23 protein-coding genes are annotated in these 21,959 nt (G+C 68.5%); 8 read left to right on the top strand and 15 right to left on the bottom strand.

The window, feature by feature from the left end:
- Positions 1-13 precede the first annotated feature (13 nt).
- The 10 genes from LV780_RS05035 to fabG form a co-directional block, all read right to left on the bottom strand.
- A complete protein-coding gene (locus LV780_RS05035; RefSeq protein ID WP_044247934.1) occupies positions 14-1,210 on the bottom strand; it encodes a phage major capsid protein in 1,197 nt (398 codons plus the stop codon).
- Between the two features lie 32 nt (positions 1,211-1,242).
- Entirely contained in the window at positions 1,243-1,806 is a 564-nt protein-coding gene (locus LV780_RS05030; RefSeq protein ID WP_108220824.1) for an HK97 family phage prohead protease, read from the bottom strand.
- A 4-nt stretch (positions 1,807-1,810) separates the two neighbouring features.
- Complete coding sequence (locus tag LV780_RS05025; RefSeq protein ID WP_011908114.1) at positions 1,811-2,044, bottom strand: GTA head formation protein, RCAP_rcc01685 family; 234 nt, start codon at positions 2,042-2,044, stop codon at positions 1,811-1,813.
- Position 2,045: 1 nt separating this feature from the next.
- A complete protein-coding gene (locus LV780_RS05020; protein ID WP_108220825.1) occupies positions 2,046-3,212 on the bottom strand; it encodes a phage portal protein in 1,167 nt (388 codons plus the stop codon).
- Positions 3,213-3,300: 88 nt separating this feature from the next.
- Entirely contained in the window at positions 3,301-4,671 is a 1,371-nt protein-coding gene (locus LV780_RS05015) for a DNA-packaging protein (RefSeq protein ID WP_233863954.1), read from the bottom strand.
- Positions 4,592-4,909 (bottom strand): hypothetical protein, encoded by a 318-nt coding sequence (locus LV780_RS05010; RefSeq protein WP_233863914.1) that lies wholly within the window; start codon positions 4,907-4,909, stop codon positions 4,592-4,594. The genes LV780_RS05015 and LV780_RS05010 overlap by 80 nt, the downstream gene beginning before the upstream one ends.
- 200 nt (positions 4,910-5,109) lie before the next feature.
- Complete coding sequence (mltG, locus tag LV780_RS05005; RefSeq protein ID WP_101340369.1) at positions 5,110-6,288, bottom strand: endolytic transglycosylase MltG; 1,179 nt, start codon at positions 6,286-6,288, stop codon at positions 5,110-5,112.
- Positions 6,288-7,550, bottom strand: coding sequence for a beta-ketoacyl-ACP synthase II (fabF, locus tag LV780_RS05000; protein WP_108220826.1), 1,263 nt, complete (start codon positions 7,548-7,550; stop codon positions 6,288-6,290). The genes mltG and fabF overlap by 1 nt, the downstream gene beginning before the upstream one ends.
- Positions 7,551-7,992: 442 nt before the next feature.
- Positions 7,993-8,226: an acyl carrier protein gene (locus LV780_RS04995; RefSeq protein WP_002719616.1), complete on the bottom strand. Its 234-nt coding sequence runs from the start codon at positions 8,224-8,226 to the stop codon at positions 7,993-7,995.
- Between the two features lie 177 nt (positions 8,227-8,403).
- Positions 8,404-9,141 carry a 3-oxoacyl-[acyl-carrier-protein] reductase gene (gene fabG, locus LV780_RS04990; protein ID WP_011908108.1) on the bottom strand — a complete coding sequence of 246 codons (738 nt, stop codon included), beginning with the start codon at positions 9,139-9,141 and terminating at the stop codon, positions 8,404-8,406.
- A gap of 259 nt (positions 9,142-9,400) precedes the next feature.
- On the opposite strand from fabG, the gene alr reads away from it, so the two are divergent.
- The 8 genes from alr to LV780_RS04950 all read left to right on the top strand — a co-directional run bounded on the left by alr (position 9,401) and on the right by LV780_RS04950 (position 16,767).
- Positions 9,401-10,450, top strand: a complete 1,050-nt coding sequence (gene alr, locus LV780_RS04985; protein WP_011908107.1) for an alanine racemase — start codon at positions 9,401-9,403, stop codon at positions 10,448-10,450.
- Positions 10,447-11,229: an MlaE family ABC transporter permease gene (locus tag LV780_RS04980; protein ID WP_011908106.1), complete on the top strand. Its 783-nt coding sequence runs from the start codon at positions 10,447-10,449 to the stop codon at positions 11,227-11,229. Before alr ends, LV780_RS04980 begins: the two co-directional genes overlap by 4 nt.
- Positions 11,226-11,972 carry an ABC transporter ATP-binding protein gene (locus tag LV780_RS04975; RefSeq protein WP_108220827.1) on the top strand — a complete coding sequence of 249 codons (747 nt, stop codon included), beginning with the start codon at positions 11,226-11,228 and terminating at the stop codon, positions 11,970-11,972. Before LV780_RS04980 ends, LV780_RS04975 begins: the two co-directional genes overlap by 4 nt.
- 1 nt (position 11,973) lies before the next feature.
- The gene (locus tag LV780_RS04970; RefSeq protein ID WP_101340365.1) at positions 11,974-12,399 is read left to right on the top strand and encodes a paraquat-inducible protein A; all 426 of its coding nucleotides are present in this window, start codon (positions 11,974-11,976) and stop codon (positions 12,397-12,399) included.
- Between the two features lie 66 nt (positions 12,400-12,465).
- On the top strand, positions 12,466-13,824 hold the full coding sequence (radA, locus tag LV780_RS04965) for a DNA repair protein RadA (RefSeq protein WP_101340364.1): 1,359 nt from the start codon (positions 12,466-12,468) through the stop codon (positions 13,822-13,824).
- 18 nt (positions 13,825-13,842) lie between these two features.
- Positions 13,843-14,427, top strand: coding sequence for a CvpA family protein (locus LV780_RS04960; protein WP_011908102.1), 585 nt, complete (start codon positions 13,843-13,845; stop codon positions 14,425-14,427).
- An 83-nt stretch (positions 14,428-14,510) separates the two neighbouring features.
- Complete coding sequence (gene purF / locus LV780_RS04955) at positions 14,511-15,971, top strand: amidophosphoribosyltransferase (protein WP_011908101.1); 1,461 nt, start codon at positions 14,511-14,513, stop codon at positions 15,969-15,971.
- A gap of 130 nt (positions 15,972-16,101) precedes the next feature.
- Positions 16,102-16,767, top strand: coding sequence for an SDR family oxidoreductase (locus LV780_RS04950; RefSeq protein ID WP_011908100.1), 666 nt, complete (start codon positions 16,102-16,104; stop codon positions 16,765-16,767).
- A gap of 718 nt (positions 16,768-17,485) precedes the next feature.
- Here LV780_RS04950 and LV780_RS04945 read toward each other — a convergent pair.
- The 5 genes from LV780_RS04945 to LV780_RS04925 form a co-directional block, all read right to left on the bottom strand.
- Positions 17,486-17,740: a hypothetical protein gene (locus LV780_RS04945; protein WP_117344941.1), complete on the bottom strand. Its 255-nt coding sequence runs from the start codon at positions 17,738-17,740 to the stop codon at positions 17,486-17,488.
- A gap of 205 nt (positions 17,741-17,945) precedes the next feature.
- Positions 17,946-20,222 carry a hypothetical protein gene (locus tag LV780_RS04940; RefSeq protein ID WP_117344940.1) on the bottom strand — a complete coding sequence of 759 codons (2,277 nt, stop codon included), beginning with the start codon at positions 20,220-20,222 and terminating at the stop codon, positions 17,946-17,948.
- Between the two features lie 153 nt (positions 20,223-20,375).
- Positions 20,376-20,837, bottom strand: coding sequence for a hypothetical protein (locus LV780_RS04935; protein WP_117344939.1), 462 nt, complete (start codon positions 20,835-20,837; stop codon positions 20,376-20,378).
- A 12-nt stretch (positions 20,838-20,849) separates the two neighbouring features.
- Positions 20,850-21,650 carry a M15 family metallopeptidase gene (locus LV780_RS04930; protein WP_117344938.1) on the bottom strand — a complete coding sequence of 267 codons (801 nt, stop codon included), beginning with the start codon at positions 21,648-21,650 and terminating at the stop codon, positions 20,850-20,852.
- Positions 21,651-21,729: 79 nt separating this feature from the next.
- Positions 21,730-21,930, bottom strand: a complete 201-nt coding sequence (locus LV780_RS04925) for a hypothetical protein (protein ID WP_117344937.1) — start codon at positions 21,928-21,930, stop codon at positions 21,730-21,732.
- Positions 21,931-21,959: the final 29 nt, after the last annotated feature.

Raw genomic sequence — 21,959 nt, 5'->3', positions numbered from 1 at the left:
CGCGCAGCATCCGTCAGGACACCGCGATCTTCAGCAGCTTGATCGCCGCATAATCGGTCACGTCACCGCCGACCCGCTTCGTGGCGTAGAACAGGACGTGCGGCTTGGCCGAGAACGGATCGCGCAGCACCCGAACCTCCGGCCGCTCGGCGATCGTGTAACCCGCTGCAAAATCCCCGAAGGCGATGGCGAAGGCATTGGCGGCGATGTCCGGCATGTCCTCGCACAGCAGCACCGGATAGCCCATCAGCCGCGCGGGCTCGGCCGCGGCCAGACCATCCGACCACAGGAAGCGGCCGTCCGAGTCCTTCATCTTCCGCACCGCGCCCGCGGTCTTCGAGTTCATCACGAAGGTCGCGTTGGCGCGGTAATCGGCGCCCAGCGCATAGATCAGGTTGATGATGCAGTCGGCCGGGTTCGTTCCAAGAAAGTCGTTCGTCGCGCCCGTGGGAATGTATCCGATGTTGCCCCAGGTCCAGGACGCGTTCGGCACCTTCGCAGGCGCGAGGAACCCGCGCGGCTTGTCGGCGCCGTCGCCGCTCACGAAGGCCGCGCTCTCGGCCCGCATGAAGCGTGTGGCAATCTTGCCCGCAAGCCACCCCTCCACGTCGAAGGCCGCGTCGTCCAGAAGCCGCTGGCTCGCCTTCGGCATGGCCGACAGCTCGTGGAGCTTGATCGAGATGCGTTCGATCGCGGGCGTCGCACTCTCGCTGATGGCGCTCGCCTCGGTTGCCCAGCCCGAGCCCACTTCGGTACGGTCGATGAGAACCTCGAAGCTCGTGGCCTCCACATTGACCACACCGGCGATCTGCCGGATCGAGGCCGTCGAGAGCAGCATCGAGCGGATCGTGTCCGACGTCTGGGAATCCACCAGATAGCCGCCGTCCGCCGCCACCGCAGTCGTCATCGCCTTGCCCTCCAGGACAAGCCCGCGCAGCCCGTCGTCGTCGCCCGAGCGGAGATAGGCCCCAAAGGCCTTGCGATGCGGGGCCTCCTGGTCGGCAGCGGCCGAGAGCGCCGGGCGCCCGTAGATCATGGTTTTGCGGTCCAGCATGGTCAAACGCTCTTCCTGTTGTTGCAACACGGTCTTCACCTCATCCTGAAAGAGCTTGATCTCCCTCAGGAAGCCGGCCATTGCGGCTTTCGCCTCTCCAGCCGGGTCGGGGCCTGCGGACATGCCTGTCCCGGCCCGAGCCCAGGTCTCGGTCATCCTCATCTTCCTCTGGCTTGTGGTGGTTCGGGTCAGACGCCGGACAGGCTCTGCCGCGCGTCCTCGAAGAGTTCGGCGATGTCGTGCCAGTCCAGCTCGTCGTGGTCCTCGCCCTTCGCGGCGACGCGCGCCTCGGGCAGCATCGGGAAGGTGACAAGGGACACCTCCCAGAGTTCGATCTCGGCCAGCACGCGGTGCCCCTTCGCGTCCCGCTCGGACCGGACGGTGCGATAGCCGATGGACAGACCGTCGATCGCTCCTGCCGCAATGAGGGCCGCCGCCTCGCGCCCCCGGCCGATCTCGGTCAGGATGCGGCCCTTGACCCACAGGCCGGTTTCATCCTCATGCACCTCGTCCCAGACGCCGATCACCTCGGCCGGATCGTGCTGCCAGAGCATCTTCACCCGCCGGCCCTGCAGCCTCATCGCCTCGAGCGAGGCCGCATAGGCATTGCGCGCCACCACGTCGCCGCCATGGTCGGGGCGGCCGAAGATCGAGGCATATCCCACGATCATCGAGCCCTCCGACAGGACGAGGCCCGTCTCGGGCCGGTGGAACTTGCGCTCCGGGGCACCGAATTCGTCTCTCATTCGCATCCGCTCACTCCAAAAGGGCCCGCGCCACGGCCTCCGCCCCCTGCATCAACAGGAAGGCGGCGACACCGTAGAGCCAGAGCCACATGCGCTGCTCCACCCGCTCCAGCCCGTTCTCGATCCGCCCCAGCCGGAAATCGATCGCCGTCAGGCGCTCACCCGCAACGCGCTCGTTGGCATCGATACGCGCATGCGCCGCGTCGAAGCTCTGAAACAGGTAGCGCGAGCCGCTCTGGTCCATCTCATTCGTCCTCCGCGATCCGTGGCAGCCCCAGCAGCATCCGCTTCTCCGCCTCGGTCAGGAAACCCGCGTCCGAAACCCGCGCCCATTGCTGATCCCGCTCGGCCGCCAGCGCCGGCACCTGATCGAGATCCGGGCGAAGCTCCACCGCCTCTCCGGTGAAGCCGGCCAGCCAGTGCGAGATCGCCGCCGTGACCCGTGCCGCCAGAGGCAGCACCGTCAGCCGGTAGAAGGCGCGGTGGGCCTCCTGATAATTCGCGTAGGTCGCCTCGCCGGGTATGCCGAGCAGCATCGGCGGCACGCCGAAGGCAATGGCAATCTCGCGCGCGGCCGCCTCCTTGGTGGTGTGAAACTCCATGTCCGAAGGCGAGAAGCCCATCGGTTTCCAGTCGAGCCCCCCTTCCAGCAACATGGGCCGGCCGGCGTTGCGCGCCCCCTGATGGTTCGCCTCGATCTCGCTCACCAGCCGGTCATATTGCTCGGCGGAAAGCGCGCCCTGCCCGTCCACACCCCTGTAGATGATGGCGCCCGAGGGGCGCGCGGCATTGTCCAGCAGCGCCTTCGACCAGGCCGAGGCCGAGACATGCACATCCAGCGCCACCGCCGCTGCCTGAAGCGGCGAAAAGCCGTAGTGGTCATCCTGTGGATGAAAGGTGCGGATATGGCAGATCGGCATCGTCTCGGTCATGTCGAACCGGATGCGCCGTCCCCCCACCGCATAATCGTAGGCCACCGGCCATCCATCCGGCCCCGGCACAAGGCTCATCCGGTCCGACCGCAACAGATGCAACTCGCCCGGCAGCCGCGACAGACCCGCCACCGCCTCCAGATAGGCGTTGCCGGTCAGCAGCAGTTGCCCATAGACCGCCTCCAGCAGTTCCGCCCGGCCCTGAAGCGGGTTCGGACGGGCGATCAGCTCCAGGATCGGGTGGCTGTCATAGCGCCGCTCGTGATCCTGCAGCAGAAGCGGAAGCGCCGCCGCCGCCTCCGAGATCAGCTTGACCGAACGGAAGGCGATCGGGTTGCCGAGAAACCCGTTGCGGGTCAGCGACACGGTATCCCGCGGGCTCCAGGCCACGCGCCCCGTGCTCCAGCCCACCAGCGGGCCGGTGGCCGAGGCCTTCCGCTCGGGCGGCTCGGCCTTTTTCCTCAGGAAGTCGAACAGCATCGGCAAGAACTCCTCTGTCGCGCGGACATGCGCCGCCGCGCCGCGGCCCTTGCAGGCCGCGGATCCCCCCGCTCTCCGGGGTCAGCCGTTACAGCAGGCGCATCCGCGGGTTCACCCAGGCCCGCGCCGGCTCGATCATCAGGTCGGTCAGCGCCCAGACCAGCGCATCCAGCCGGTCAGGCGAGCCGCGGCCGTCGTAGCCGCGCACCGTCATCCGGCACATCTGATCCTCGAGATCGCCCAGACCCCGCAGATGCCGGACCCGCCCCTGCTCGTAGAGCGCGGCAACGGGTTCCGCCCGCGCCGCCTTCCCGCGCGAGGCATGGACAGCCCGGAACGGCACGAGCGGGTCGATCTGCCGGATCACCGTTTCCACCAGATCACCTCCCTGGTTCACCTCCGCCACCAGCCGATCCGCCCCATGCCGATGCAGCGCATCAAGCGCCGCCCGTGCCCAGCGATCCGGGCTCGCAGCCCCGACCGAGGCATCCTCGAGCACGACCGCCTGCCAATCCTGAGGCGGGCCGTCGGTCCGCGCGCCCACCACCACGATGCCGCATTCGTCCGAGGCTTCGTGCCCGGTCACGGGCGGATCGACCGCCACCACGATCCGGTCGAGGGGACCGGCCTCCTCGGCCCGCAGCGCCTCGATCCGCACCGTGGTCCAGAGCGCGCCCTCGACATCCTCCAGCAACAGCCCCTCCAGCTCCTGCCGCCCGAGGCGCGTGCCGTCGTAACGGGCATGGACCTCGTCGAGGAAGGACTTGGCCAGATAGGCACGGTTCGCCTCGGTCGGCGCATGCGTGACCACCGTCGAGGGGTTGTCGAGGATCTGGCGCAGCACCGGCACGTTGCGCGGCGTCGTCGTCACCACCTGCCGCGGCTGATCGCCCAGCCGCAGCGAGAATTGCAGCATGTCCCACGCCTCTTCGGCGCGGGCCCATTTGGCCAGTTCGTCGGCCCAGGCGGCGTCGAACTGCGGTCCGCGAAGGCTCTCGGGATCGTGGGCCGAAAACACCTGCGCCACCGCCCCGTTCGGCCACACGAGGCGCTTGCGCCCCGCCTCCCATTCGGGCCGCCGATCGGGGGGCGAGCAGGCCAGCAGGCCGCTCTCGCCGAAGACCATCACCTCGCGGGTCTGATCGACCGTCTCGCCCACCAGCGCCACATGGCGCGACCGGCCCGGATCTCCGGGCCTCGGGCCCTCGACCTCCGAGCGGACCCACTCGGCCCCCGCCCGGGTCTTGCCCGCGCCCCGGCCGCCCATCACCACCCAGCTCTTCCACCCGCCCTCGGGCGCAAGCTGGTGCGGCAGCGCCCAGAACTCGAACATCCAGGGCAGCGCAAGCAGCGCATCCCCGCCCAGCCGCCCCAGGAACTCATCCGCCCGCTCCTGCGTCACGGAGGCGAGCCAGGCGGCGCCCGACCTCAGCCCGTGCGGCCTCGAGGTCGAGGGCATAGTCATGGACGATCCCGCCCGCTGTCCTGCGTAGCCGTTCAACCCTTGCCCTTTCATCCATCACCAGTTGAAGCGCGACCTTGAGATCCTTCACCGCCTGCACGGCGGCGCGAACCTCCTCGGCCCGGCCTTCCGTCAGCTTCCTGCGGGCGCGGACCAGATCCTCGGCCGCCTCGCGGTAAAGCTCTTCCGTCTCCGCCAGCAGATCCACCGGCGGGGGTTTCTTCACGATCGTCATGTGCAGCTGCTTCCGCCTCCCGAGGCTCGGCCGGCCAAAGGAAAAGCGGCCCCGGGTTGCCCCGTGCCGCTTGCCCACCTCTTCCAGCATGTCACAAGGGATACATCGGACCGCCCGCCAAGTCAAGCGGAAAACCGTTCCCCGTCAAAGACTTATCGTGCGATCCCTTAACCTTTCGGCAAGGATCGCGCCCCGCCCGGTCACTCGCCCTGGATCCCCACCGGAGGCGGCATCCCGCGCTCGGCCTCGATCCGCCGCCAGGCAGCCACATTGCGGTTGTGCTCGGCCAGGGTCCGCGCGAAGGCGTGGCCCCCGCTGCCATCGGCCACGAAATAAAGGTAATCCGTCTCGGCCGGGTTCAGCGCCGCCTCGATCGAGAGCCGGCCCGGATTGGCAATGGGCGTGGGCGGCAGCCCGTCGATCACATAGGTGTTGTAATCGGTCCGGCGGCGTAGCTCGCTCTGCCGCAGACCGCGGCCGAGGACGCCCTTGCCCTCGGTGATGCCATAGATCACCGTCGGGTCCGTCTGCAGCCGCATCCCCTGCGCCAGCCTGTTGACGAAGACGCTCGCCACCTGCGGCCGCTCCGAGGAAATGCCGGTCTCCTTCTCGACGATGCTCGCCATGATCATCGCCTCTTCGGGCGATCCATAGGGCACGCTCGGGGACCGCGCGGCCCACAGCTCGGCCATGATGCGCGCCTGCCGCTCCTGCATCTGCGCCAGAAGCGCCGCCCGGTCATCCCCCCGCGCCACCTCGTAACTGTCCGGGGCCAGCGAACCCTCCGGCGGAACCTCCTTGATCTCGCCCTCGAGGAACTCGGCCTTGCGCAGGCTCTCGACCACCTGCCAGCTCGTCACGCCCTCCGCCAGCGTCACACGCCAGCGCAGGTCGCCTTCCCCGGCCGCCTCCCGGTAGGCTTCGGGCGCCTCACCCTCCCCCGGCACGAACTTCGCCACCTCGACATAGCGGCCCTCGCCCGCGTCGAACTCGCGCAGGATGATCTCGGCCGCCACCACGCCGATCCGGTAATTCACCTCGCGCCCGCAGGTCGATTGCCCGCCCGCCGTCAGAATGTCGAGGATCTGGGCCATCGAGGCGCCCGGCGGCAGCAGATAGCTGCCGAACTTGAGCCCCGCGGCCTTGTCGGAATAGTCCGCCCCGATGCGGAAGATGCGCGCATCGCTCACCGCGCCCTGCGACTCGAGCCGCCGGCTCACGACCGACAGCGAGTCTCCCCGCTCGACCCGCAGGCAGACGGCCTCGGTCAGCGGCCCGGGGCCGATGTATTCCTGCCGCCCCCAGGCCAGCAACCCTGCCGCCGCCACCAGCACCACGATGAACAGGGTGAGCGCGTTGGAGGCGACAGAGCGCCACATCACGAAGTGACCCGCCCGAGGATGAGCGACGCGTTGGTGCCGCCGAACCCGAACGAGTTCGACAGCGCCACGTCGATCTTGCGCGGCCGCGCCACCTTCGGCGCGAGGTCGATCTTCGCCTCGACCGCGGGGTTCTCGAGGTTCAGCGTCGGCGGCGCCACCTGATCGCGGATCGCGAGCACGCAGAAGATCGCCTCGACCGCACCGGCCGCGCCCAGCAGATGGCCGATGCTCGACTTGGTCGAGGACATGGTGGCCTCGGCCGCGGCATCGCCCAGAAGCCGCTCGACGGCGCCCAGCTCGATCACGTCGGCCATGGTCGAGGTGCCGTGGGCGTTGATGTAGTCGATGGCCGAGGCCTCGAGACCCGCGCGCTTCAGCGCCATGGTCATCGAGCGGAAGCCGCCGTCGCCATCCTCGGAAGGCGCGGTGATGTGGTAGGCATCGCCCGACAGGCCATAGCCCAGCACCTCGGCATAGATCTTCGCGCCCCGCGCCACGGCATGCTCATACTCCTCGAGCACGACGACGCCCGCACCCTCGCCCATCACGAATCCGTCGCGGTCGGCGTCCCAGGGCCGCGAGGCGGCCTCGGGCTCGTTGCCCCGCTTGGTCGAGAGCGCCTTGCAGGCGTTGAAGCCGGCGATCCCGATCTCCGAGATCGGGCTCTCGGCGCCGCCCGCCAGCATGACGTCGGCATCCCCCAGCTGGATCAGCCGCGCCGCGTCGCCGATCGCATGGGCGCCGGTCGAGCAGGCGGTGACGACCGCATGGTTCGGCCCCTTGTAGCCGAAGCGGATCGAGACCTGCCCCGAAGCCAGGTTGATGAGCGCCGAGGGGATGAAGAACGGCGAGACGCGCTTGGGCCCCTTCTCCTTGATCAGGACGGCCGTGTCGGCGATGGCCGAAAGCCCGCCGATGCCCGAGCCGATCATCACGCCCGTGCGGCAGCGCTGCTCCTCGGTCTCGGGCACCCAGCCCGAGTCCGTCACCGCCTGCCCGGCCGCGGCCATGGCATAGAGAATGAAGTCGTCGACCTTGCGGCGGTCCTTCGGCTCCATCCAGTCGTCGGCGTTGAAGGTGCCGTCCGTGCCGTCGCCCAGCGGGATCTCGCAGGCATATTGGGTGGTCACGCTGGACGCGTCGAAGCGCGTGATGGGCCTCGCACCGGACTTCCCGGCCAGCAGGCGTTTCCACGTCTCCTCGACGCCGCACGCCAGCGGCGTGACCATGCCCAGCCCCGTGACAACCACTCGACGCATGCCATGACTCCTCTGCCAGCCCGTGCCCGGGCCCTTGTGGGTTGCGGTCTTACACGCGGCCACCGTCCTTCGCAACAAGCGCGGCCGCGGCCATGCGCCTGTCCGCCGCTCTCCGGGGATGCCGCGAGAGGGGGCATCGACCCCCCTCCCGCGGCGTTGCCACGGACCGGGAACCCGCGGTCCTTCGAAGGGCGATGGGGGAGCTGCCGCGCGTCCCGCCGCGGCAGCTGCGCGCCGATGGCCGATCCGGGGCCGGTCGATGGGCCCGGCCCCGGCAGGGCCGGTTGCGGGGGTTCGATGCCCCCGCAACCGGCACCTCCCCGTCCGGCCGTTCACAACTGACCGGGGTGCAAGGGCCCGAGCCTGTGCCGCACGCAACGAAAACCCCCGCCGAGCACGCTCGACGGGGGCCAATGTCGCGGACCCGAGGTCCGGTGGAAGCTCAGGCGGCTTCCGAGATGAACTTCACCGCATCGCCGAAGGTCTGGATGGTTTCGGCCGCATCGTCCGGGATCTCGATGCCGAACTCTTCCTCGAAGGCCATCACGAGCTCGACCGTGTCGAGGCTGTCCGCGCCGAGGTCGTCGATGAACGAGGCATTCTCGGTCACCTTTTCCTCTTCGACGCCCAGATGCTCGACGACGATCTTCTTCACGCGATCAGCGATGTCGCTCATGTCACTTCCTCATTCGTTGCGGGAGGGTTCCCGGCTCGTTGTCCCTTGCCCTGCGGCAACTGGTGCAGTTCAGCCGGCGGCGTCAGCCCCGGCAACTCTGACGGGCCTATAGCAAGGCTCCTTCGCCAAGGCAAACGCTTTCCCGCGCCGAAAGTGCCGCATCCCGCCGGCGCTTTTTCAGAGCATGGCCATGCCGCCGTTCACATGCAGCGTGGCCCCCGTGACATAGCCCGCCTCGAGGCTGGAAAGATAGAGAACGGCCGCCGCGATGTCCTGCGCCTCGCCCATCCGCCCCATCGGAACCTGGCCGAGGATGCGTGCCTTCTGCTCGTCGTTCAGCTTGTCCGTCATGGCCGTCCCGATGAAGCCCGGCGCCACGGCATTGACCGTGATGCCCCGGCTCGCGACTTCGGCGGCCAGGCTCTTCGACATGGCGACCACTCCCGCCTTCGAGGCGGCATAGTTGGCCTGTCCCGTATTTCCCGTCGCGCCCACGATCGAGGTGATGTTGACGATGCGCCCCCAGCGCGCCTTCATCATGCCGCGCAGCACGCCCCGGCAAAGGCGGAAGGTCGAGGTCAGGTTGACCTCGATCACCTGCGTCCAGTCCTCGTCCGACATCCGCATGGCCAGCTGGTCGCGCGTGATGCCCGCGTTGTTGACCAGGATATCCACCGCGCCCATGGCGTCCGCCGCCTGCTTCGGCAGCGCCTCGACCGCCGCGGCGTCCGAGAGGTTGCAGGCCAGCACATGAGCCCGCCCGCCCAGCTCCGCCGCCAGCTCCTCGAGAGGGCCCGTCCGCGTGCCCGACAGCGCGACCGTCGCCCCCGCCGCATGGAGCGCGCGCGCGATGCCACCGCCGATACCGCCCGAAGCGCCTGTGATCAGCGCAGATTTTCCCGTCAGATCGAACATGGTCCGTCTCCTCGCATTGGCTTTGGCGCCCTTTACCAGCGGCAGGACAGGCGCGCCACCCGACTTCGCCGCCGCAACGCCGCGACAGGATGCACGCGATCTTCCGCCGCCTCGCCTGCCTCGCAGAGGCTCGCCGGAGACGCCGTCCGCGAACAGGCCGCAAAGGCTTCCGGTTTTCGTGATCATCCGCCGGGCGGCGGACCGCCCGGCCGGGGCTTTCTCCCCTTGACGTCGCACTCGCGGCGGTGAAAACACCGCCATGGCCACCGCGACCCTCACCATCGACCTGGACGCCATCGCCGCCAACTGGCGCGCGCTCGACCAGATGACCGCCTCCGACTGCCAGACCGGCGCCGTCGTGAAGGCTGACGCCTACGGGCTCGGCGCGGCCAAGGTCGCCCATGCCCTCGCCCGGGCCGGCGCCCGGCGCTTCTTCGTCGCCGCCTGCGAGGAAGGGGCCGAGGTGCGCCGCGCGCTCGGCTCCGGCCCGCAGATCTGCGTCTTCTCGGGCCATATGGAGGGCGACACCGCCCTCATCCGCGACTTCGACCTCACGCCCATGCTGAACTCGATCGAGCAGCTCACCCGGCATTTCGAGACGCTCGGCGGCCAGCCCTTCGGGCTTCAGCTCGACAGCGGCATGAACCGGCTCGGGCTCGAGCCCGGCGAGTGGGAGGCCGTGGCCGCCACCGCCCTCGAGGCGGGCCCGGAACTGCTGATGAGCCATCTCGCCTGCGCGGACGAGCCCGACCATCCGATGAACACCGAGCAGCTCCGCGCCTTCCGCGCCATGACCGACGGGACCGGCGTTCCCCGCTCGCTCTCGGCCACCGGCGGCATCCTGCTTGGCCCCGCCTGGCATTTCGAGCTGACCCGCCCAGGCATCGGCCTCTACGGCGGCCGCCCGTTCGAGGAGGCCCGCCCGGTGGTGCATCTGTCGCTTCCGGTGGTGCAGGTGCGCGAGGTCGAGATCGGCGAGCCCGTGGGCTATTCCAACAGCTGGACGGCCGAACACACCTCGACCATCGCCACGGTCGCCGCGGGCTACGCCGATGGCCTGCCGCGCACGCTGTCCTCGAGGGCTTCGCTCTTTGCCGGCCGCGTGCCCTGCCCGCTCGTCGGCCGTGTCTCGATGGACCTCATCACCGTGGACGTGAGCCATCTCCCCGAGGTGCCGGACGCGCTCGACATCCTGTGCCGCCACCAGACGCCCGACGATCTGGCCGACACGGCGGGAACCATCGGCTACGAGATCCTCACCAGTCTCGGGCGCCGCTACCAGCGCCGCTACGGGGCGCTCGCGGCGTGAGCCCGGCCGCTCCCATCGCGGCGCTCGGGCGGGCGACGCTCGGTGCGCTGGCGGCCATCGGCCGGATCGCGCTCTTTGCGGCCGCGGTCATCAGCCACCTCTTCCGGCCGCCCTTCTACCCGCGCGAGTTCCTCAACGCGCTGATCCAGATCGGCTGGCTCTCGCTGCCGGTCGTCGGCCTCACCGCGATCTTCACCGGGGGCGCCCTCGCGCTCCAGATCTACGCGGGCGGCGCGCGCTTCTCGGCCGAGGCGGTCGTGCCCTCGATCGTGGCCATCGGCATGACGCGCGAGCTTGGCCCCGTCCTCGGCGGGCTGATGGTCGCGGCCCGCGTGGCCTCCTCGATCGCGGCCGAGATCGGCACCATGAAGGTGACCGAGCAGATCGACGCCCTCGTGACCCTCTCGACCAACCCGCTGAAGTATCTTGCCGTGCCCCGCGTGCTGGCCGCCACGCTCGCCGTGCCGGTCCTCGTGGCCGTGGGCGACTCGATCGGCATCGCCGGCGGCTGGCTCGTGGGCGTGAACCGGCTCGACTTCAACTCGGCCACCTACATCAAGAACACCGTGGACTTCCTCGAGGTGTGGGACGTGGGCTCGGGCCTCGTGAAGGGCGCGGCCTTCGGCTTCATCGTGGCCCTGATGGGCTGCTATCACGGCATGAACTCGGGCCGCGGCGCGCAAGGCGTCGGCCGCGCCACCAAATCCGCCGTCGTCGCGGCCTCGGTCCTGATCCTTGCCGCGAACTACCTGCTGACGGAGGTGTTCTTCACCTCATGATCGAGCTTTCCGGCGTCACCAAGAGCTTCGGCTCGAACCAGGTCCTGCGCGGCATCGACCTGCGCATCGAGAGCAACAGCTCGATGGTCATCATCGGCGGCTCGGGCACGGGCAAGTCGGTGCTGCTCAAGTGCATCCTGGGCCTTGTCGCGCCCGATGGCGGCCGGATCCTGCTGAACGGCGAGGATGTGACCCGCGCCGAGCGCGACGCCTTCCTGGCCCGCTTCGGGATGCTGTTCCAGGGCGCGGCGCTCTTCGACTCGCTCCATGTCTGGGAGAACGTGGCCTTCCGCCTGCTGCGCGGCGCGCAGAAGCGGCCCAAGGCCGAGGCGCGCGAGATCGCCATCGAGAAGCTGCGCCGCGTGGGGCTCGGCCCGCAGGTGGCCGACCTCTACCCGGCCGAACTGTCGGGCGGGATGCAGAAGCGCGTGGGCCTCGCCCGCGCCATCGCGGCCGAGCCCGAGATCATCTTCTTCGACGAACCCACCACCGGGCTCGACCCGATCATGGCCGGCGTCATCAACGACCTCATCCGCGAGATCGTGACCGAGATGGGCGCGACCGCCATCACGATCACCCACGACATGACCTCGGTCCGCGCCATTGCCGACAACGTGGCGATGCTCCACCGTGGCAAGATCCGCTGGACCGGCCCGGTCTCCGAGCTCGACACCACACCCGATCCTTACGTCCAGCAGTTCATCCACGGCCGCGCCGAGGGCCCGATCGAGGCGCTGCGCTAGGATGCTGCGCGCGGCCAATCTCGCGCTGCTGCTTCTTTTTCCGATGGCCTGGTTCGCGCCCCTGATGCGGGCGGGGATGCTGCCACTCTTCGGCCTGTCCGAAATATCCGTCGTCTCGGGCCTCCAGTCGCTCTGGGGCACCGACGTCGGTCTTGCGCTGCTCGTGACCTTCTTCGCGATCTTCGCGCCCTACCTGAAGACCATCGGCCTCGCGCTCCTCCACGCCCGGCTGCTCTCGCCCCGCGTCCTGCCCGCGCTTCACCTGCTGGGCCGGCTCGCCATGGCCGACATCTTCCTGATCGCGCTCTATATCGTGCTCATCAAGGGTGTGGGCCTCGCCACGGTCGAGACCGCCTGGGGCCTCTGGTTCTTCACCGGCTGCATCCTCGCCTCGCTCGCCATCTCGTTCCTGACGCCCTCGCGTTGAACAGGCGCCGTGGCGGGCCTCCGCCTGCCGGCTTGCGCCCCCCTGCCCGAGCGGGCAAAAGGCGCCATGGCCAAATCCTCCCCCGTCTTCACCTGCCAGACCTGCGGCGCCGTCCACCGCAAGTGGGCCGGCCGCTGCGACGCCTGCGGCGCCTGGAACTCGATCACCGAGGAGACGCCGCTCTCGACCGGGCCGAAGGCGCTCGGCTCCAAGGGCCGCACCATCGCGCTCACCGACCTTGCCACCGAAGAGGCGCCCCCGCCGCGCACCTCCTCGGGCATCGACGAGCTTGACCGCGTGCTCGGCGGCGGCCTTGTGCCCGCTTCGGCGATCCTTGTGGGCGGCGATCCGGGCATCGGAAAATCCACGCTCCTCCTGCAGGCGGCCGCAAGCTTCGCCAACGGCGGGGTGAAATGCCTCTACGTCTCGGGCGAAGAGGCCCCGGCGCAGGTGCGGATGCGCGCCCAGCGGCTCGGCCTCGGGCAGGCCCCGGTGGCGCTCGGCGCCGAGACGAACCTGCGCGACATCCTGACAACGCTCGACGCCGAGCGCCCGGCGCTCGCCATCATCGACTCGATCCAGACCATGTGGCTCGACAATGTCGAGTCGGCCCCCGGCTCGGTGGCCCAGGTCCGCGCCTCGGCCCACGAACTCGTGACCTTCGCCAAGCGGCGGGGCGTGGCCATCGTCATCGTGGGGCATGTGACGAAGGAGGGCCAGATCGCCGGCCCCCGCGTGGTCGAGCACATGGTCGACACCGTCCTCTATTTCGAGGGCGAGCGCGGCCACCAGTTCCGCATCCTGCGTGCCGTCAAGAACCGCTTCGGCCCCGCCGACGAGATCGGCGTCTTCGAGATGACCGGCGGCGGGCTCGCGCAGGTCTCCAACCCGTCCGCGCTCTTCCTGTCGGACCGCGACCAGCCCGCTCCCGGCTCGGCCGTCTTCGCGGGCATCGAGGGCACGCGCCCCGTCCTCACCGAGATCCAGGCCCTCGTCGCGCCCTCGCCGCTCGGCACACCGCGCCGGACGGTGGTGGGGCTCGACAGCGGCCGGCTCTCGACCATCCTCGCCGTCCTCGAGGCGCGCTGCGGCATCCCCTTCGCGGGCCTCGACGTTTTTCTGAATGTGGCCGGGGGCATGCGCGTCTCGGAACCCGCCGCCGACCTCGCCGTGGCCGCGGCCCTCGTCTCGGCGCGCGAGGATGTGGCAATTCCGCCCGACATGGTGCTTTTCGGCGAGATCTCCCTCTCGGGCGCCCTCCGCCCCGTGACGCAGACGGAAAGCCGCTTGAAAGAGGCCTCGAAACTTGGTTTCTCGCAGGCAGTTGCGCCGACCCGCTCGAAAGTGGGCCAGGATGCGGGGATGCGGGTGCGCCAGATGCCCGACCTCGCGGCATTCGTGGGTGAGATGTTCGGGGCAGGGTAACGCCGAAGGAGCGGGCACATGGAAGGCTTCACCATCATCGACGCCGTGGTTGCGGCTGTCATCGTGCTGTCGGCGATCCTCGCCTATTCGCGCGGCCTCGTCCGCGAGGTCATGGCGATAGCCGGCTGGGTGGCGGCGGCGGTCCTCGCCTTCGTCTTCGCGGCGCAGGCCCAGCCCCTGATCAAGGAGGTGCCGGTCCTCGGCGACTTCCTCGGCGACAGTTGCGAACTGTCGATCATCGCGGCCTTCGCCGCGGTCTTCGCCCTCGCCCTCGTGCTCCTGTCGCTCTTCACGCCGCTCTTCTCCTCGGCGATCCGCAATTCCGCCCTTGGGGGCCTCGACCAGAGCCTGGGCTTCCTCTTCGGCGTCCTGCGCGGCGTGGTGCTCGTGGCGGTGGCGCTGATCGTCTATGACCGCGCCGTGGCCTCGAACACGGTCCCGATGGTGGACAATTCCCGCTCGGCCCGCGTCTTTGCCTCCTTCCAGGAGAACATCGACCAGTCCATTCCGTCCGACGCGCCCGGCTGGATCGTCGCCCGCTACGAACAGCTGGTGAGCAGCTGCACCGCGCCCGCCACCCCCGCCCCGGCACCCGCGAACTGAGGGGAACGGCTTTGTGAGGGTGACAGCGGCGTGACAAGCCACTACATGAGGGGCCAATCTCCCCTCGGATTCGGAGCCCTCCCATGCGCCCCTTCCTGAGCCACCCCTTCGACGATGACAAGTTGAAGGAAGAGTGCGGCGTTTTCGGTGTCATCGGCGTATGTGACGCAGCAAATTTCGTGGCCCTCGGCATGCATGCCCTGCAGCACCGCGGGCAGGAAGCCGGCGGCATCGTTGCCTACGATCCCGAACACGGCTTCAACTCGGCCCGCCGCTTCGGCTATGTGCGCGACAACTTCACCGACCCCGCCACGATGTCCACCCTGCCGGGTGCGCTCGCCATCGGCCATGTCCGCTATTCCACCGCCGGCTCCAAGGGCGCGACCGCGATCCGCGACGTGCAGCCCTTCTTCGGCGAGTTCGCGATGGGCGGTGCGGCGATCGCCCACAACGGCAACCTGACCAACGCCGCCGCCCTGCGCCGCGAGCTGATCGAGCGCGGCTCGATCTTCCAGTCCTCCTCGGACAGCGAATGCATCATCCACCTGATGGCGCGCTCGATCCAGAAGAACATCCCCGAGCGGATGAAGGACGCGCTGCGCCGCGTCGAGGGCGCCTTCTCGGTCGTGGCCATGACCCGCACGAAGCTGATCGGCGTGCGCGATCCGCTCGGCGTGCGCCCGCTGGTGATCGGCCGGATCGGAGAGGGCTGGGCGCTGTCGTCGGAGACCTGCGGCCTCGACATCATCGGCGCCGAGTTCATCCGCGAGGTCGAGCCGGGCGAGATGGTGGTGATCGACGAGAAGGGCATCGAGAGCTTCCACCCGTTCGACCGTCGCGCCGCCCGCTTCTGCATCTTCGAGCATGTCTATTTCTCGCGGCCCGACTCGATCCTCGGCGGCCGCTCGGTCTATGAGACCCGCCGCCAGATCGGCGTGGAACTGGCCAAGGAAGCGCCCGTTGACGCCGATCTGGTCTGTCCCGTCCCCGATTCCGGCACACCGGCCGCCATCGGCTTCAGCCAGCAATCGGGCATCCCCTATGCAATGGGGATCATCCGCAACCAGTATATGGGCCGGACCTTCATCGAGCCGACTGAGCAGATCCGCAACATGGGCGTGCGGCTGAAGCTCAACGTCAACCGCGCGCTGATCAAGGGCAAGCGGGTGATCCTCGTGGACGATTCGGTTGTCCGCGGCACGACGTCGCGCAAGATCAAGGACATGATCCTCGATGCGGGCGCGGCCGAGGTGCATTTCCGCATCGCCTCGCCCCCCACGGCCTGGCCCTGCTTCTACGGGGTGGACACGCCGGAACGTGCCAAGCTTCTGGCCGCCAACATGTCCGAGGACGAGATGCGCGACTGGATCGGCGTGGATTCTCTGCGCTTCATCTCGCTTGACGGCCTCTACCGGGCCGTGGGCGAGGCCGCGGGCCGCGATCCCAAGGCCCCGCGCTATTGCGACGCCTGCTTCTCGGGCGATTATCCCGTGGCCCCCTCGGACAAGATCGATCAGGGGTTCGAGATGAAGGCGGCCCAGTAGGCCGTCCTTCGCGCGGCGCGCACCTCCTGCCCGCGCCGCCCGCCGCTTGCGCCCACCCGTGTTTTTGGCCATAGGCTGAAGCGCCGCAGACCCGGAGTCGCGGCGTTTTTCCAGTCAGAAGGCCGCCCCGATGAGCACCCTGCCCTCGCCCCGCATCGCCCTTGTAACCGGAGCCTCCCGCGGGCTCGGCACCGCGATCGCCGAGGAACTCGGCGTTGCGGGCTGGCATGTGGTCGCCGTCGCTCGCACCACCGGCGGGCTCGAGGACATGGACGACCGCATCCGCGGCCGCAGGCCGGGCGCCGAGCCCGCCACGCTCGCACCGATGGACGTGACCAACGACGACGCGATGCGCCACCTCTGCCGCTCGATCTATGACCGCTGGGGGGCGGTGCATCTCTGGGTCCATGCGGCCATCCATGCGGCACCGCTCTGCCCGTCGGGCCATATCGAGCCCAAGGACTGGGACAAGTCGATCGCGACCAACGTGCGGGCCACCGGCATCCTGATCCCCATGGTCGAGCCGCTGCTGCGTGCCGGACAGGGCACCGCGCTCTTCTTCGACGATCCGCGGGGCGGCGAGCCCTTCTTCGGCTCCTATGGCGCGACCAAGGCCGCACAGATGGCCCTCGTGCGGAGCTGGCAGGCCGAGACCCGCAAGATCGGCCCGCGCGTCCAGATCGAGACCCCGAATCCGATGCCGACCGCCACCCGCGGCCGTTTCTACCCCGGCGAGGATCGCGCGAAACTCGCCGACATCCACACCGAGGCGCAGCGGATCCTGGCGCTGATCTGATCCCTGATCCCGCGTGCAGCCGTGCCTTCCGCGCGGCTGCCGTTGCCGGCACGGAAGCGTCCCCACGCGACGCCGAAAGCCCGCGCTCTTGCGCGGGCGTCTGCATGGCGACTGTGCCGGGAATGTGCGGTATGATGGTGGGCGATAACGGATTTGAACCGCTGACATCTTCGATGTGAAAAAAGCAGCCGTAGCGCAACCTATTGAAACCTATTGATCTGCACGCTTTTTATTTCATGCCGAAAGGCAGGTTTCGCGATTTACCCCGGTTCACGCAGGTTCAATGAACCGGGGAGCGCTTCGTATGGCCGGACCACAGGCCCGGATCTCGTCGTCACTCACCTCGGGCACCGGCCCTACAACGCGGTCACTCACGCAACATAGGCGGGGGCGAAACCCGATGTGCGAGTTCGCGTTCGACCGCGCGTAGGCCGCGCTCAGCGCCCACACACCCGCCGAGGCACCGGTGTTCCAGTTGCCGCCGCGGATTTGCAATCAGCGCCGATCTGTTGATTTCGCGGGATAAAATTGGGCAATCGCGCTCGGACATAGATCGAACATTTAGAGAATGTCGGAAACGCGTCCGCGCTTCTTTTCGTGTGGGGCTGCGCGCGCGACGAGCTCATAGCCGACCCGCCCCGCGGCCCTAGATCACCCCCAATGCGCTGGACACGCCGCCCCACCGTCATCTCCGGCCGCACCTATCCTGACGACTGGCCTACCGCCACTCCACCGTCACAGCCCCGCCAGTGACGCGCACCTCGGCATCCGGCTCGCCGCCCAGATGCACCACCCCCGCACGCTCGGCCAGCACCCCGTCGCGAATGCGCCGTTGCTCCGCGGCAAGCCAGCGCATGAGGCCGCCGGCGCCGCCAGCGACGGCCACCCGGCCGGCCTCTCCTCCGATCCACGCGGCGATCATGCTGCCGCTGAGCAGCACCGTCTCCCACGCGCCCGGGCCACTATCAGGCATCACGCCGCACCCCGCTCATCTTGCGGAATCACCCGCACGTCATCATTCGGCGATCAGCCATGATCGAGGCTCCTATGCTCGGTGGTGGTCAGGCCGCGGGCGGGGTGGCTGCCCTGTCCGCGGCCGCTTGTCGTGGATCAATGGCTTGCGCTGGAAGAGAGACACGCTAGCCGTACTCTCCGGTCTTGAGCCGAGAGTACTGGTATCAGGCCGCAAGTTCGGCAGCGAACAGCGCGTCCAGATCGGCTGTGCTCAGCGCGCCAGAACCTGCACCGATTGCCCACACTGGCGAGGCAAACGAGCATTTAGGCTTATCGATGCGGCCTCCATGCGAGATTAGTGGATCAGACACCACTGAGGCCGCATCGAGGCTTGTGCCAGCCTTGTATGCCGCGATGTCCGTATATGCTGTCCCACCAACCTCAGCATCCATTGTAGCCGGATAGAAGCTGTTAAGGTCCGAGATGAGAGTGGCCCCCGACGGAAGCGTGAATGCTTTTGCGCCGCCATAAACGAGGTTTCTTCTGAATGTGACTGCCGCAGATGCGGAAAGAGCTTGCAGTGCGGTCGTCGGTACGCCGGACGGATCTGCAAAAATCAGGTCGCAGTTCTGGATGTCGATCCCGTCAGCAAACGCGCCGTACACCTGCGCCCCGATGACGGCGCGAGAAACGATTGTGACGCCCCGCAACAGCCAAAACCCGCCACCACCGTCTGAGGATATTGGCCGACCGGCAAGCGCGCTTGCCGCATCCCAGGTTGACAACAGGCCGCCCAGAACAACCGTCCTGTCGGTCGATGTTGTGCCGTCGTTCGAAATGCCCCTCTTGCAGCGCAGGGCCACGCAGTCGCGGTGGATCGCGAGCTGGTAGTTGGCACCGGCAAATCCGCTGGCGCAGTCCATCGCCATGCACCGCTCGTAGATGATTGCCGCGTGCTTTGTCGCCCCGGCCGTGTGGGAGTAAAAGCCGACGTGGCCGGCAGTCGCGCCCCGCCCGATGGCAACACAATCGATGAACCGCGCAGACTTGCCAGTCCCGACATCGTTATAAGCCACAAACAGCGTCGAGGCCCCGGCCGTTACGAATGTCTCGGCCAGATAGGCGAGGCACCTCTCCATAGTCCCTTGGTTGAAGAAGTTGTGTTTCGTGCCGTCTTGAGCGACACACCCGTAGGCGTAGTCATAGCTGATCAGGCTGCCGTCATTGTGCCCCTGCCGACCTGTCCATATGCCGCTGATCTCGCCCGCCCGTGCGCCGACGAGGCAATAGGCTCTGGTAGCCGCCTCGTAGAGAGCGCCATCCGCCGAAGGATCGACACTGCCCGGCGCATGGACGGAAATCGTCGATGCCGACCCGGACGGAGCGGGGGCGTAGAAGGCGCCTGGCGTGCTGTCGAGTGCCGCCTTGGAGGTCACGCGCGTCAGGCGCGCGCCGTTCCTCCAGACGGAAAATGTCTGGTTTGACGATGTCATGGTATGAGGCACCGTCACGTCGTATATGTTCGCGTATCCGGCAGCCTTGGAAAATCCGCTGTTTGCGACCACATCGGCGCCATCGATCATCGGGTGCTCTCCGCTGGCGCCATACGCCAGCACATAGCCTCGCGCAAAACCCATGCCCAAGACCAGCGACTCGCGCCAGTATGATCCGCGCATGAGCCAGATGCGATCTCCGGGCTGCACCAGCGCCCGCGCCGCCGCGAGGGTCGCCAGCGGCTTGTCTGCGGTCAGGCCGCTGTTACTGTCCGATCCGGCCAGCGAGCGCACTCTACCAAACCGATCGAGGGCGCTGGAAACATGAATATCCCGCCCCCGCAGTGCCGATGCGGCTCTGTCGAGCCTCACCCCGCCTGCGGTCGCAAGTGCATATGTCGATGCACTCGATGCCAGCACAGAGAAACTGTACCCCTCGGCCCGCGTTCGCACATACTGCCCGACCGTGACCTGCCCCGGCCCTGACGTGTATTTCAGCGTGGTATCAGCCAGAAGGGCGGCTACGTCGTTGAGCCAGACGCCCTCGTAGAGCGCGGCCTGTGACGCCGAGAGCGCCGCTGCAGATGCCGCTGGCGCAGCTATTTCGGCCGCCACCTCAGCCACCGCCGCCGCCGCGAGGCACTGCGCCAGCGCGTCGGGCTGGGTGGACTCGGGCGGGCTGACGGCGAGCAGCGTCCCAAGCGCGACGGGTCCGGTGGCCGGGACGGCGATGCGGCCCAGGCGCGTCTCGCGCTGCTGGCGGACGGCATCGGAGTAATAGCGCAGCGTGACGTCGTAGAGCGCGCCGCCGGAAAGCGTCGTCGTCGTCTGCAGATCCGCCTCGATCGTGCCGTCGGACGCAACCTGCACCTCGACCGGGCCGGGCACGAAGATGTTGGCGCCATTCTTGTCCCACTTCGACAACACGAAGCGGACACGGGACATTTGCGGGGTCGCCCCGTCGGGCAGATCGACGGTGCCGGTGATGCGCGTCGTCGTGAGGGTCATTCGGTGCTCCGGTGATCAGATGGTGCGGTGCGGGCCGCGAGGGCGAGGATGCAGTCCGCCCACAGCACGAGGGCGGACCATTGGTCAGCGCGGGTCATGATCTGGATCGGCCCCAGCGCCTCGGCCGGGGGCGCAGCGGGACGGGCGGGCGCATCAGCGTCCGGCGGCATCGATCAGCTTGGAGCGGATCAGCCCGTCCAGCGTCTCGGCCGACGGCGACAGCCGCTTGAGCGCGTCCGGGACCGAGGCGCGGACATAGGCGGCGATGAACTCGGTCGCGACCTCGCGCGTGAGCCCGCGGGCGATGGCCGTGCGCGCCGCGGTCATGATGGCCGAATGCAACGCCTCGCGGTGCCGTGCCTCGATCTGGACCCCGGTCCACGCCGCCCACTGCCGCGCCGCTGCGCCGATGATCAGGGTCAGGATAACGCCGGCCAGATCGAGCAGACCGGGCGCAAGGGGCGTAAGGAACTCGCCCACCGTGGTGGCGGCGGCCGGGTAGGCGAGCGCCGAGAGGATCACGGCCGAGACGAGGACGCGCGTCGCGACCAGAGGCCAGCCGACCAGCGGGAAGAAGGCCAGCGCGCAGAGCGCGAAGGCGAGGACGATGGACATGGTTTCTCTCCTTCAGAGGCGGGCGAACTGGAAGTGCATCCAGTCGCGATTGCAGGCGCGGCCGAGGCTGGTGGCGCCGGCGGCTTCGACGATGTTCCAGAAGGCGTCGTAGTGGCCGACCGCGAAGCTCGCCCGGTCGCGGCCCCACCGGAGCTGGTTGCGCTCGGGGTCCAGATCGACGGCGATGCCCCAGGCATGCATCGAGAGGCTCGATCCGCCCCGCATGTTGCGGTAGTTGTAGCAGCCGCCGAAGATGTTCAGCCGCAGGCTCTCGAACTGGTCCGCGCCGTAGTGCGACACCGCCTCGCGGAAGATCCGCGTCATCGGCGCGGCGACGAGCTTGTGGCAGCGGAAGCTCGTGATGCTCGTGTTGAGATCCCAGGCGAGCCGGAACGGGATCGGCAGCTCGACGATCCCGCCGGTGCAGTCCGGCCCGCCGGCCGTGCCGTAGAAGGTCGCGACCGACTCCTGCCGCGGATAGGTGCCTTGGGCATCGGCGACCGAGTAGCCGGCCCCGACGATGCGCTCGACAGCGGCCTTGAGGGGACCCGACGCCCACTCGGTTAGGGCCTCGCGCGTGTTCGGCCCCATGAGCCCGTCGATCTTGCCGGGCTCGTGCCCGAGGACCAGGAGCACGGCCTGCCCGGCGGCGATGAGCTGGCGGCTCTTTGGCCAGGCTTTCCACGGCACCGCATCATGCCGGCCCAGGATGACGGCGGCTGCCGCCATGGTGAGCGGGCCGGGGTCGCCGTCGATCGCGCCCCTGTAGAGCCCCACGGCCGCAAGCAGCCGCTGGATGTCCCTCACGTCCACATCATTCTCCCATGAAAAAGCCCCGCGCGATGGCGGGGCGGATGATCGGCTTGCCGGCGCCGGCAAGGTGATGGGCGGTTCAGACCTTCGGCGGCTTTGCGGGTCCGGCCAGAGCCCGCACGATCTGAACGACGAGCCAGATCACGCCGAAGATCGGCATGAGCATCCCTGCGACCTCGGACGCCGATTTGAGAGACGGCAGCCATGCCGCACTGGTCACCCCGGCCACGGCTATGGCGTTCGTCGTCTGTGTGGTGGCGGTCTCGATCCTGTCGGCCACTGCTGGCTCTCCTGTCCCGGTGGTGGCGC

Origin of the sequence: Cereibacter azotoformans (assembly GCF_021391315.1) — a bacterium.
GTDB lineage: Bacteria > Pseudomonadota > Alphaproteobacteria > Rhodobacterales > Rhodobacteraceae > Cereibacter_A > Cereibacter_A azotoformans.
The sequence above is the reverse complement of the archived record's forward strand: the minus strand, read 5'-3'. Positions and strand labels throughout refer to the sequence as shown.